At 70.6% G+C, this 12,567-nt stretch carries 8 protein-coding genes and 3 tRNA genes; 7 read left to right on the forward strand and 4 right to left on the reverse strand.

The window, feature by feature from the left end:
• The first annotated feature begins 22 nt into the window (after positions 1-22).
• The 4 genes from IA22_RS0102590 to IA22_RS0102605 all read left to right on the forward strand — a co-directional run bounded on the left by IA22_RS0102590 (position 23) and on the right by IA22_RS0102605 (position 5,967).
• Positions 23-1,333, forward strand: a complete 1,311-nt coding sequence (locus tag IA22_RS0102590; RefSeq protein WP_014156401.1) for a deoxyguanosinetriphosphate triphosphohydrolase — start codon at positions 23-25, stop codon at positions 1,331-1,333.
• Positions 1,334-1,451: 118 nt separating this feature from the next.
• A complete protein-coding gene (locus IA22_RS0102595) occupies positions 1,452-2,711 on the forward strand; it encodes an NAD(P)/FAD-dependent oxidoreductase (protein ID WP_014156402.1) in 1,260 nt (419 codons plus the stop codon).
• Positions 2,712-2,806: 95 nt separating this feature from the next.
• Complete coding sequence (dnaG, locus tag IA22_RS0102600) at positions 2,807-4,714, forward strand: DNA primase (RefSeq protein WP_014156403.1); 1,908 nt, start codon at positions 2,807-2,809, stop codon at positions 4,712-4,714.
• 176 nt (positions 4,715-4,890) lie between these two features.
• On the forward strand, positions 4,891-5,967 hold the full coding sequence (locus tag IA22_RS0102605; protein WP_030122618.1) for an RNA polymerase sigma factor: 1,077 nt from the start codon (positions 4,891-4,893) through the stop codon (positions 5,965-5,967).
• Positions 5,968-6,047: 80 nt separating this feature from the next.
• Here IA22_RS0102605 and IA22_RS0102610 read toward each other — a convergent pair whose 3' ends face one another.
• The 4 genes from IA22_RS0102610 to IA22_RS0102625 form a co-directional block, all read right to left on the reverse strand.
• Complete coding sequence (locus tag IA22_RS0102610; RefSeq protein WP_014156405.1) at positions 6,048-7,970, reverse strand: ABC transporter ATP-binding protein; 1,923 nt, start codon at positions 7,968-7,970, stop codon at positions 6,048-6,050.
• Positions 7,970-9,703, reverse strand: coding sequence for an ABC transporter ATP-binding protein (locus tag IA22_RS0102615; protein ID WP_030122619.1), 1,734 nt, complete (start codon positions 9,701-9,703; stop codon positions 7,970-7,972). The genes IA22_RS0102610 and IA22_RS0102615 overlap by 1 nt, the downstream gene beginning before the upstream one ends.
• A gap of 136 nt (positions 9,704-9,839) precedes the next feature.
• Complete coding sequence (locus IA22_RS0102620) at positions 9,840-11,285, reverse strand: FGGY family carbohydrate kinase (RefSeq protein WP_014156407.1); 1,446 nt, start codon at positions 11,283-11,285, stop codon at positions 9,840-9,842.
• A gap of 82 nt (positions 11,286-11,367) precedes the next feature.
• On the reverse strand, positions 11,368-11,670 hold the full coding sequence (locus IA22_RS0102625; protein WP_015577069.1) for a YtxH domain-containing protein: 303 nt from the start codon (positions 11,668-11,670) through the stop codon (positions 11,368-11,370).
• Between the two features lie 181 nt (positions 11,671-11,851).
• Between IA22_RS0102625 and IA22_RS0102630 the strand changes: the two genes are divergently transcribed.
• The 3 genes from IA22_RS0102630 to IA22_RS0102640 all read left to right on the forward strand — a co-directional run bounded on the left by IA22_RS0102630 (position 11,852) and on the right by IA22_RS0102640 (position 12,290).
• Positions 11,852-11,924: transfer RNA gene (locus tag IA22_RS0102630), tRNA-Asn, on the forward strand.
• Positions 11,925-11,929: 5 nt separating this feature from the next.
• A tRNA-Asn gene (locus tag IA22_RS0102635) sits at positions 11,930-12,002 on the forward strand.
• Between the two features lie 211 nt (positions 12,003-12,213).
• A tRNA-Ile gene (locus IA22_RS0102640) sits at positions 12,214-12,290 on the forward strand.
• Positions 12,291-12,567 lie beyond the last annotated feature (277 nt).

Here is a 12,567-nt window from a genome sequence, read left to right on the forward strand (position 1 = left end):
CCGTCGGTCTAATGTCGGGACCATGGACGGTACGCACGACCCCAGGGACACGCCCTACGGCGCAGCCGACACCGAGCGCTGGGACACCGAGTCCGACAAACAGCCCGGCCGCACCGCCTTCCAGCGCGACCGCGCACGGGTGCTGCACTCCGCCGCCCTGCGCAGGCTCGCGGGCAAGACCCAGGTCGTCACGCCCGGCACCCTGAGCGGGGCCTGGGACGCCAGCCCGCGCACCCGGCTCACCCACTCCCTGGAGTGCGCCCAGGTCGGCCGGGAGCTCGGCGCCGCCCTCGGCTGCGACCCCGACCTCGTCGAGGCGGCCTGCCTCTCCCACGACATGGGCCACCCGCCCTTCGGCCACAACGGCGAACAGGCCCTCGACGACTTCGCCTCGGACTGCGGCGGCTTCGAGGGCAACGCCCAGTCGCTGCGCCTGCTGACCCGCCTCGAACCCAAGCGCTTCGTCCGCGACCCCCGCAGCGGGGAGCACGTCAGCGTCGGGCTCAATCTCACCCGCGCCGCCCTCGACGCCGCCACCAAGTACCCCTGGCCCCGGGGCGCGCACCCCACCGACCCCGGCTCACCGAAGTTCGGTGTGTACGAGGACGACCTGCCCGTCTTCGCCTGGGTCCGTGAGGGCGCGCCACGGGACCGCAGGTGCTTCGAGGCCCAGGTCATGGACTGGTCCGACGACGTCGCCTACTCGGTGCACGACTTCGAGGACGGGCTGCACGCCGGCCACATCGACCCGGGCTGTCTCTTCGCCGGGCCGGAGCGCGCGGAGATCTGGGCCGTCGCCGTCGGCCGGTACGTCCCGGCGGACACCGACCCGCAGGAGCTCGCCGACGCCCTCGACCGGCTCACCGCCCAGGAGTGGTGGCCGCGCGGCTACGACGGAACCGCGGTCGCCCAGGCCCGGCTGAAGGACGCGACGAGCCAGCTCATCGGCCGGTTCTGCCTCGCGGCCGAGACCGCGACCCGGACCGCGTACGGCCCCGGACGGCTCGCCAGACACGGTGCCGAGCTCATCGTCCCGCGCGAGGTGCGCAACGAGTGCGCCGTGCTCAAGGCCGTCGCGGACCGTTACGTCATGCAGCGCGCCGAGCAGGAGGTCATCCGCGCGGGACAGCGCGTCGTCATCGCCGAACTCGCCGCCGCCCTCACCGCACGCGCGCCCGAAGGACTGGAGCCGCAGTTCCGCGCCCTGTACACGGCGGCCCCCGACGACCGGGCCCGCAAGCGGGTCCTCGTCGACCAGATCGCCGCACTCACCGACGCCTCCGCCCGGTCCCTTCACGGAACACTCACGGGCGCCCGGCACACTGGACCATGACCGGGCCACATGCCACAGGCCGTGACCTGATCGGGGCACACCCTCTTTCGCCATCACGCTGCGTGCGGGACGCTCGCAGGTGGAGGCGCCGCGCAGCCAAGTACCGAGGAGGCATCAAGTGGTCGACGCACATCGGACGTTCGTCATCATCGGCGGAGGACTCGCCGGAGCGAAGGCGGCCGAGACACTGCGGGCGGAGGGTTTCAGCGGCCGGGTGATCCTCATCGGCGACGAGCGCGACCATCCGTACGAGCGGCCTCCCCTGTCCAAGGGCTACCTGCTGGGCAAGGACGAACGCGAGTCGGTCTTCGTCCACGAGACCGCCTGGTACGCGGGCGCCGACATCGAGCTGCACCTCGGCCAGGTGGTCACCTCCATCGACCGGGCCGGCCGGTCCGTGCAGCTCGGCGACAACACGGTCGTCCACTACGACAAGCTGCTCCTCGCCACGGGCGCCGAGCCCCGCCGCCTCGACATCCCGGGCACCGAACTGGCCGGCGTCCACCACCTGCGCCGTCTCGCCCACTCCGAGCGGCTGAGGGGCGTCCTCTCCGCCCTCGGCCGCGACAACGGACACCTTGTGATCGCCGGCGCCGGCTGGATCGGCCTGGAGATCGCCGCCGCCGCACGCGAATACGGCGCCGAGGTCACGGTCGTCGCCCCGTCGGCGACCCCGCTGCACCACGTCGTCGGACCGGAGGTCGGCCAGATCTTCACCGACCTGCACGCCGAACACGGCGTCCGCTTCCACTTCGGTGCCCGCCTCACCGAGATCACCGGGCAGGACGGCCTGGTCCTCGCCGTCCGGACCGACGACGGCGAGGAGCACCCCGCCCACGACGTGCTCGCCGCGATCGGCGCGGCCCCGCGCACCTCGCTCGCCGAGGCCGCCGGGCTCGACATGGCGGACCGGTCCCAGGGCGGCGGTGTCGTCGTCGACGCCTCGCTGCGCACCTCCGACCCCGACATCTACGCCGCCGGGGACATCGCGTCCGTCCACCACCCGCTCTTCGGCGGCCGGCTGCGCGTGGAGCACTGGGCGAACGCCCTGAACAGCGGACCCGCCGCGGCGAAGGCCATGCTCGGCCAGGACGTGACGTACGACCGCGTGCCGTACTTCTTCTCCGACCAGTACGACCTCGGCCTGGAGTACTCCGGCTGGGCGCCGCCCGGCTCGTACGACCAGGTCGTCATCCGGGGCGACGCCGGCAAGCGCGAGTTCATCGCGTTCTGGCTGAAGGACCACCGGGTCCTGGCCGGGATGAACGTCAATGTGTGGGACGTCACCGAGGACATCCAGAAGCTGATCAAGGCCGCCCGGCCGGTCGACGCGGACGCCCTGGGAGACCCGTCGGTGCCCCTGGACTCCCTGTTCTGACAGCTGCCCGGCCATCCGGGACCCGTCCGCCGCCCGGGGAGCTTCCCCGCGACCGGCCGGTCCCGGACGCCCGGCCCCACCCGTAGACTTCACACGTGGCAGGCAGGATCAATGACGACGACGTGAAGGCGGTCCGGGACGCGGTCCCGATCGACGCCGTCGTGTCCGAGTACCTCCAACTGCGCAACGCGGGCGGCGGCAACCTCAAGGGACTCTGCCCCTTCCACGACGAGAAGTCCCCCTCCTTCCAGGTGAGCCCGGGCAAGGGCCTGTTCCACTGCTTCGGCTGCCAGGAGGGCGGCGACACGATCGCCTTCGTGATGAAGATCGATCACCTCACCTTCTCCGAGACGGTCGAACGCCTCGCCGCCAAGGCGGGCATCACCCTGCGGTACGAGGAGGGCGGCTACAACCCCTCCCACCAGCGCGGTGAGCGGATCCGGCTGGTCGAGGCGCACAAGATCGCCGCCGACTTCTACCGCGAGCAGCTGAACGGCCCGGAGGCCGAGATCGGCCGGAGGTTCCTCGCGGAGCGCGGCTTCGACCAGGACGCCGCCGCCCACTTCGGCGTCGGCTACAGCCCGGCGGGCTGGGACCACCTCACCCGCTACCTGCGCGGCAAGGGCTTCAGCGACAAGGAGCTCATCAGCTCCGGCATCTCCCAGGACGGCCGCCGCGGCCCCATCGACCGCTTCCGCGGCCGGCTGATGTGGCCGATCAGCGACACCTCCGGCGACATCGTCGGCTTCGGCGCCCGCAGGCTCCGGGACGACGACAACGGCCCGAAGTACCTCAACACCCCCGAGACGTCGATCTACAAGAAGTCCCAGGTGCTGTACGGCATCGACCTGGCCAAGAAGGACATCGCCAAGGCGAGCCGCGCCGTCGTCGTCGAGGGCTACACCGACGTCATGGCCTGCCACCTCGCCGGGGTCACGACCGCCATCGCCACCTGCGGCACAGCGTTCGGCAACGACCACATCAAGATCCTCCGGCGCCTCCTGATGGACAACGGGAGCGCCCGGGTGATCTTCACCTTCGACGGTGACGCGGCGGGCCAGAAGGCCGCCCTGCGCGCCTTCGAGGACGACCAGAAGTTCGCCGCCGAGACATACATCGCGATCGCCCCGGACAACATGGACCCGTGCGACCTGCGGCTCGCCAAGGGCGACGACGCCGTACGCGACCTGGTCGAGCCCCGCACCCCGCTCTTCGAGTTCGCGCTCCGCCAGATCGTCGGCCGGTACGACCTGGAGACCCCCGCCGGGCGCGCCGCCGCGCTCGACGAGGCGGCCGCCGTCGTGGCGAAGATCAAGACGAGCAGCGTGCAGCGGGAGGTGGCCGTCCAGCTCGCCGGCTTCGTCGGCATCCTCGACCAGGAGTTCGTCGTCCACCGGGTCAACCAGCTCGCCCAGTGGGCCCGCGGCCGGGGCGAGCGCGGACCCGCGCCGGGCAAGCCCTCCCGGGGCGGTGCCCCGCAGCACCAGATCCAGGCGCCCACGGCACCTCCCGGCCCCGCGCTCAACCTCCGCAGCCCCGCGCACCGCACGGAGCGCGAGCTGCTCAAGCTCGCCCTGCAGAAGCCCGCACTGGTCTCGCCCGCCTTCGACGCGTACGGCATCGACGAGTTCACCGCCCCGCCCTACGCGGCGGTGCGCCAGTGCATCGCGGAGGCGGGCGGCGCCGAGATGGGGGTCGCCGAGACCCGCGACTACCTCGTCCAGGTGCTCGACGCGACCCCCGACGACACCGTCCGCAAGCTCGTCACCGAGCTCGCGGTCGAGGTCTTCCACGGCAAGTCCATCGACGAGACCTACGCGGGCGAGCACCTGGTCAAGGTCCGCCTGCGCGCCGTCGACCGCAGGATCGACGACGTGCAGAGCAGCCTCGCCCGGCTCGGCAGCAACGTCGCCCCGGACCACCTGGCCGCCGCCCAGAACGAGGTCTGGGTCCTCCAGCAGTACGCGCAGTCGCTGCGCAGCCACGGCGCCGCCGCCCTCTGAGGCGCATCAGCACCCCGTCACGCTCCGGACGCAAAAAGTCACCGCACGCCCCTCGTGGCGGCGATGTGTCGTACCCCACACTGGGTGGCGGTGCCTGAGTCATCGGAGCGCGGCCGGTCCGCCCAGGGCGGACCCCATCCCCGCGGTCCGGCAGCGATCACCTGGAGGTCGCCCCCGTGCAGACCCGGACCGTGCCGACCACGACCGAGCATGTCCCGGCGATTCCCGCGCAGAACCGGGTCACACGTCACCCGGAGACGGCGGGCACGCCCGAACCGGTGCTGGAGGAACCGGTGGAGCCCCGGGAGCTCCCGGAGCCCCGGAGCCGCCCGGAGTCGGGCGGCCCGACCTCCGACCTCTTCCGCCAGTACTTACGCGAGATCGGACGGATACCGCTGCTCAGCGCCGCCGACGAGGTGGAGCTCGCCCGCCGTGTCGAGGCGGGACTCTTCGCCGAGGAACGGCTCGCCGGCACCCCCGACCCCGACTCCGGGCTCGCCGTCGATCTGGACCGGCTCGTGGTGATGGGGCGGATGGCGAAGCGCCGGCTCATCGAGGCCAACCTCCGCCTCGTGGTCTCCGTGGCCAAGCGGTACGTGGGCCGCGGTCTGACCATGCTCGACCTGGTCCAGGAGGGGAACCTCGGACTGATCAGGGCGGTCGAGAAGTTCGACTACGCACGGGGCTACAAGTTCTCCACGTACGCGACCTGGTGGATCCGCCAGGCGATGTCCCGCGCACTGGCCGACCAGGCCCGGACCATAAGGGTCCCGGTGCACGTCGTGGAGCTGATCAACCGGGTCGTACGCGTCCAGCGCCGCATGCTCCAGGAACGCGGCCACGAGCCCGCTCCCGAGGAGGTCGCCGCCCAGCTCGACCTGACCCCCGAACGCGTCTCCGAGGTCCTGCGCCTCGCCCAGGAACCCGTGTCCCTGCACGCCCCCGTCGGCGAGGAGGACGACGTCGCCTTCGGTGACCTCATCGAGGACGGCGACGCCGCCTCACCGGTGGAGACGGCGGCCTTCCTCCTGCTGCGCGAGCACCTGGAGGTGGTCCTCTCCACGCTCGGGGAGCGCGAGAGGAAGGTCGTCCAGCTGCGCTACGGACTGGACGACGGACGGCCCCGCACGCTCGAGGAGATCGGCCGGATCTTCGGCGTGACCCGCGAGCGCATCCGCCAGATCGAGTCCAAGACCCTCGACAAGCTGCGGGGCCACGCCTTCGCCGACCAGCTCCGCGGCTACCTCGACTGACCGGAACGCCGGAGGGCGGGGACGGCTCCCATGAGCCGTCCCCGCCCTCCCTCTCCCACGACGGCCGCGGGGCGGCGCCGTCAGTCGACCTCGGCCAGCGCCTGGGCGAACTGGGCCGCGTACAGCCGGGCGTAGGCCCCCTCGGCCGCCAGCAGCTCGTCGTGCGTGCCCTGCTCGACGATCGAGCCGTTCTCCATCACCAGGATCACGTCCGCGTCCCGGATGGTGGAGAGCCGGTGCGCGATCACGAAGCTCGTACGGCCGTGGGCCAGCCGCGCCATCGCCTTCTGGATCAGCACCTCGGTACGGGTGTCCACCGAGCTGGTGGCCTCGTCGAGCACCAGGATCACCGGGTCGGACAGGAATGCCCGTGCGATCGTGATCAGCTGCTTCTCGCCCGCGCTCACCCCGGCGCCCTCGTCGTCGATCACCGTGTCGTACCCGTCGGGCAGCGTACGGACGAAACGGTCGGCGTGGGCCGCACGCGCCGCTTCCTCGATCTCCTCCCGGGTCACCTCGCGCGAGGCGCCGTAGGCGATGTTCTCCGCGATCGTGCCGCCGAACAGCCAGGTGTCCTGGAGCACCATCCCTATGCCCGAGCGGAGTTCGTCGCGCGTCATCCGGGCCGCGTCGACCCCGTCGAGGGTGATCCGGCCGCCCGTCACCTCGTAGAACCGCATCAGCAGATTGACCAGGGTCGTCTTGCCGGCACCGGTCGGCCCCACGATGGCGACCGTGTGGCCGGGCTCCACGCTCAGCGAGAGATCCTCGATGAGCGGCTTGTCCGGGTCGTACCGGAAGGACACGTGCTCCAGCGCGACGCTGCCGCGCAGCTCCTCGGGCCGCTCGGCGGGATCCGGGTCGGGCGCCTGCTCCTCGGCGTCCAGCAGGGCGAAGACCCGCTCCGCCGACGCGATCCCCGACTGCACCAGGTTCGCCATCGAGGCGACCTGGGTCAGCGGCATCGAGAACTGCCGCGAGTACTGGATGAACGCCTGCACGTCACCGATCGACAGCGCACCCGACGCCACCCGCAGCCCGCCGACGACCGCGACCAGCACGTAGTTCAGGTTCGACACGAACATCATCAGCGGCTGCATGATCCCGCTGTTGAACTGGGCCTTGAAGCCCGCCTCGTACAAGGCCTCGTTCTGCTCGGCGAAGTCCCGGGCGGACTCCTCCTGCCGACCGAAGACCTTCACCAGGGTGTGGCCGGTGTACATCTCCTCGATGTGGGCGTTGAGCTTGCCCGTCACCTTCCACTGCGCCACGAAGTGCGGCTGCGACCGCTTGCCGACCCGCGCCGCGACGAACACCGACAGCGGGATCGTCACCAGCGCGACCAGGGCCAGCAGGGGCGAGATCCAGAACATCATGATCAGCACGCCGACGATGGTCAGCAGGGAGTTGATCAGCTGGCCCATCGTCTGCTGCATCGTCTGGGAGATGTTGTCGATGTCGTTCGTCGCCCGGCTCAGCACCTCACCGCGCTGCTGCCGGTCGAAGTACGAGAGCGGGAGCCGTGCCAGCTTGGTCTGCAGGTCCTCGCGCAGCTGGAAGACGACCCGGTTGATCACCCGGATCGACACCCGGGTCGACACCAGCATCAGCAGCCCCGCGCCGACGTAGACCACCAGCACCGCGAGCAGGACCTGTCCCACGGCGCCGAAGTCGATGCCGGTGCCCGGCGTGAAGTCCACCCCGGTCAGCATGTCGGCGAGCCCGTCGTCGCCCTTCGCGCGCAGGCTCTCGATGGCCTGTTCCTTGGTGGTGCCGTCCGGCATCTGCCGTCCGACGACACCCGCGAAGATCAGGTCGGTCGCCGCACCGAGGATCTTGGGCCCCACGACGGAGAGCGCCACGCTCAGCGCCACGGCACCCAGCATCAGGTACAGCGACGCCTTCTCCTTGCTGAACCTCCTCAGCAGCCGCTTCCCGGATCCCTTGAAGTCCATGGAGCGCTCGGTGGGCCCCATCATCATCCGTCCGCCCGGTCCTGCCATCAGGCGGCCTCCGCTTCCGTCAGCTGGGAGAGCACGATCTCCCGGTAGGTTTCGTTGCCTTCCATGAGCTCGTGATGGCTGCCCGTCCCGACGACCCGGCCCTCGTCCAGCACCAGGATCCGGTCGGCGTCACGGATGGTGGACACCCGCTGGGCCACGATCACCACGGTCGCCCCCGCCGTCTCCTGGGACAGCGCCCCGCGCAGCGCGGCGTCCGTCGCGTAGTCCAGAGCCGAGAACGAGTCGTCGAAGAGATAGATCTCCGGCTCCTGCACCAGCGTCCGCGCGATCGCGAGACGCTGCCGCTGACCGCCGGAGACGTTCGTCCCGCCCTGCGCGATCGGCGCGTCCAGGCCGTGCTCCAGCCGCTCCACGAAGTCCTTCGCCTGCGCCACCTCCAGCGCGTGCCACAACTGCTCGTCGGTCGCGTCCGGATTGCCGTACCGCAGATTCGTCGCGACCGTCCCCGAGAACAGGTACGGCTTCTGCGGGACCAGGCTCACGGTCTTCGCCAGCAGGACGGGATCCAGCGTCCGCACATCCGCACCGTCGACCAGGACGTCGCCGTCCGTCGCGTCGAACAGCCGCGGTACGAGCCCGAGCAGCGTCGACTTCCCGCTGCCCGTCGACCCGATGATCGCGGTCGTCTCCCCGGGCCGGGCCACCAGATCGACCGAGCGCAGCACCGGCTCCTCGGCGCCCGGGAAGCGGAACTCCGCGCCCCGTATCTCCAGATGCCCGTGCTTCAGCACCTTCGTCACCGGAGCGGTGGGCGGCACCACACTCGACTCGGTCTCCAGGACCTCCTGGATGCGCTCGGCGCAGACCTCGGCGCGCGGCACCATGATGAACATGAAGGTGGCCATCATCACCGACATCACGATCTGCATCAGATACGCGAGGAACGCGGTGAGCGCCCCGATCTGCATCCCGCCGCTGTCGATGCGGTGCGCCCCGAACCAGACCACCGCGATCGACGACAGGTTCACGACCGTCATCACCGTCGGGAACATGAGGGCCATCAGCCGCCCCGTCGACAGCGCGACGTCGGTCAGTTCCGTGTTGGCGCCCCGGAAGCGCTCCTCCTCGTAGCCGTCACGGATGAAGGCGCGGATGACGCGGTTACCGGTGATCTGCTCACGCAGCACCCGGTTGACCGCGTCCAGCCGTACCTGCATCGTGCGGAACAGAGGCCGCATCCGCCGCACGATCAGGCTCACCGAGACACCGAGGACGGGCAGTACGGCCAGCAGCACCGCCGACAACGGGACGTCCTGGCCGAGCGCCATGATGACGCCGCCGACACACATGATGGGCGCCGAGACCATCAGGGTGAACGCCATCAGGACGAGCATCTGGACCTGCTGCACGTCGTTGGTGGTCCGGGTGATCAGCGAAGGGGCCCCGAACCGCCCCACCTCGCGCGCGGAGAACGACTGCACCCGGCCGAAGACCGACGCACGCACGTCCCGCCCGAGCGCGGACGCCGTCCGGGCCCCGAAGTGGACCGCCCCGATGTTGCAGACGATCTGGAGGACGCTGACGGCGATCATCACGCCGCCGAACTCCAGGATGTAACCCGTGTCACCCCGCACGACACCGTTGTCGATGATGTCCGCGTTGAGGCTGGGCAGATAGAGGCTGGCGCAGGTCTGCAGGAGCTGGAGCAGCACCAGCAGCACGATGGGACGTCTGTACGGGCCCAGATAGGTCCGCAGGAGTTTTATGAGCACACGAGTCTCTCGGAGTCGGCGAAGGAAGAGGCCGATACATACTCCGGTACTCCGGTCCCCGACTGCCAACGCTTTTGCTCAAGCCCGGGTCAAATCACGGGTCCCGCGCGGTTTTCGGCCGCGCGGGCGCTCCCTCTCAGACGGATCCGCCGAACGCCCCCGGGTGGATCTGGTCCCGGGTGGCCCCGTACTGCTGGCGCACCGCGCCGCCCACCGCGAGCTCCTCACCCGGCTCCAGCACCTGTGCGGACGCACCCTGCCAGGCCGGGGGAGTGCGCGGATCGAGCGTCCCCTGCGACACCCCGAGCGCCCACGCCGCCTGCCGGGCCGCGCCCCGTGCCGCGTACTCGGCGGGCTGCGGCACGACGACCTGGCTGCCGAACAGCGCGGGCGCCAGCGCCTGCACGGCGGGCAGTTCGGCCGCGGCCCCCAGCAGGAACACCCGCCGTACCTCCACGCCGCGGTCCCGCAGCACGTCCAGTGCGTCGGCCAGCGAGCACAGCATCCCCTCGAACGCGGCCCGTGCCAGGTGTTCGGGCTTCATCGACTCACGCCGCAGCCCGCTGAGCGTTCCGGCGGTGTGCGGCAGCTGCGGGGTCCGCTCGCCCTCCAGATACGGCAGCAGGACGAGCCCCGAGGCTCCCGGCGTCGACTTCAGCGCCAGCGCGGACAGTTCGTCGAGCCCTTCCAGGCCGAGCATCTCCGCCGTGCCGCGCAGGGCGCGCACCGCGTTCGAGGTGTGGACCACCGGCAGGTGCATCCCCGTCGCGTCGGCGAAGGAGGTGATCATCCCCGTGGGGTCGGCCAGGGCCTCGTGGTGCACGGCCATCACCGAGCCCGAGGCGCCGAGCGACACGACGGCGTCCCCGACGGCGACACCCAGCCCGAAGGCGGCGGCCATCGTCTCGCCGGTGCCCGCCGAGATCAGCAGCCCCTCCGGTGTGGTCCCGGCGGCGTCGGCCGGGCCGAGGACCTCGGGCAGCGCGGCCTGGTGGCCGAGCGCCAGCTCCACGAGGTCGGGCCGGTAGGAACCGGAACCCGCCGACCAGTAACCCGTACCGGACGCGGCACCGCGGTCCGTCGTCCGGCGGGCCGGCCGGCCGAGGAGCTGCCACACCAGCCAGTCGTGCGGCTGCAGGACCGCGGCGACCCGCTGCGCGTTCTCCGGCTCGCTCCGCGCCAGCCAGCGCAGCTTCGCCACGGGCTGCGAGGCCTGGGGCACCGCCCCGACCGCCTCGGCCCAGGGCTGCCGCCCGCCGAGCCCGTCGATCAGATCCGCCGCGGCGGCCTGGGCACGCCGGTCGTTGCCGAGCATCGCCGGCCGTACGAGATTGCCCTGGTGGTCCAGCGGCACCAGCCCGTGCTGCTGCGCGGACACACCGATGGCCTGTACGCCTTCGAGCAGCCCTCCGGAGGCCGCCTCACCGAGTGAGAGCAGCCACGCCTGCGGATCCACCTCGGAGGCCTTGGCCTCGACGGGATGCGCGGCGTACCCCTGCCGCAGCACCTCACCGGTGTCCGTATCGCAGACGACGATGTGCGTGAAGGCGGATGAACTGTCCAAGCCGGCCACTATGCCCATGCACACGATTCTGCCGCACCCGCGGGTCGGCCCCGTACCGGGCGGGTCCCGTACCGGGAGTGGCCCGGCACGGGACCGGGCCTCAGGTGTTCGTCGTCCCCCAGTCGTCGCTGCCGTTCTGGCCGCTGCGGTCCCGCAGCGAGCGCACCCGTTCGGAGACGGACACGGGAACCCTGTCCCCGACCTTCTCGCTCACCGAGTGGTACGCCTTGCCGGCGAAGTCCCGGCCGCCGTGCGCGGCGGACTCCGCCGCGTTCCGCACGGCGGGATTCTCGGCCAGCTGCTGCGCGGCCTTCTTCAGCTGCTCGTAACGCTCGCGCCCGGCTCGCGTGCCGAGCACGTAACCGAGCGCCACTCCGGCGATGAACGTGAGCCGGTACCGCATGGGTGCCACCCTTCCTTCGCTCCGTGCGACGTGTCCTGCCCGCCTACCCGCGGACACCCGAGATCACCCCGGGGGATACCGATTGGCGGAGCACCCCCCTGCTTGCGCTAATGTATGTGTCGCAGCGAACGCGCGCCGCTCGGCAGCAGCCAGGCAGGTACGATTCGAGGCACCGCAGCAATCCCCTGTAGCTCAATTGGCAGAGCAGCCGGCTGTTAACCGGCAGGTTACTGGTTCGAGTCCAGTCGGGGGAGCGCGATCCCCTGTAGCTCAATTGGCAGAGCATTCGGCTGTTAACCGGAGGGTTACTGGTTCGAGTCCAGTCGGGGGAGCGAAACGGAAGAGGACCCTTCGGGGTCCTTTTTCGTGTGCCCGCACAGGGGTGTCCGTGACTCTTTCGGGGTGTTTCCGTACCGGCGGGAACCGGGCAGCACGCAGCGAGGTCTTCATGGTCACGCGAAGCCGGGCATCCGCAGCAGGAGATCGTATGACCGGCTATGCTGCGGCAGACGGCGCGCACACGTGTACGCGCCACGCCGATACGGGGCGGTAGCTCAGCCGGTTAGAGCAGCGGACTCATAATCCGTCGGCCGTGGGTTCGAGTCCCACCCGCCCCACCAGTTTTACCCTGCGGAAACGTTCTGACCTGCGGAAACGTGGTTTTGTGGCTGTTTTCCGTGCGGTACTCGCCGCACGCGGTGCGGTACTGGGCCGCTTTTTGTGGCGGCGGAACCCGTCAGACTCTTCTGACCTGGCCTTTTGTGACGACCGCCGGAGAGAGCGTCGTTGATGGCTCCCACGGTTGCTGAGGCAGCGGCCTGTCTTCACCGCATCGACATCATCCACTCGGTAGGTGGCTCGTGGCCGCCGGCCTCGCGACCGGGTCGGATCCTCTCT

It is taken from the genome of Kitasatospora papulosa (assembly GCF_000717245.1).
GTDB lineage: Bacteria > Actinomycetota > Actinomycetes > Streptomycetales > Streptomycetaceae > Streptomyces > Streptomyces papulosus.

Excerpts from the sequence above, each read along its gene's own strand:
- IA22_RS0102590 (WP_014156401.1), top strand. The coding sequence starts at position 23 with ATGGACGGTACGCACGACCCCAGGGACACGCCCTACGGCGCAGCCGAC.
- IA22_RS0102610 (WP_014156405.1), bottom strand. The coding sequence starts at position 7,970 with ATGGCAGGACCGGGCGGACGGATGATGATGGGGCCCACCGAGCGCTCC.
- IA22_RS0102620 (WP_014156407.1), bottom strand. The coding sequence starts at position 11,285 with ATGGGCATAGTGGCCGGCTTGGACAGTTCATCCGCCTTCACGCACATC.
- IA22_RS0102625 (WP_015577069.1), bottom strand. The coding sequence starts at position 11,670 with ATGCGGTACCGGCTCACGTTCATCGCCGGAGTGGCGCTCGGTTACGTG.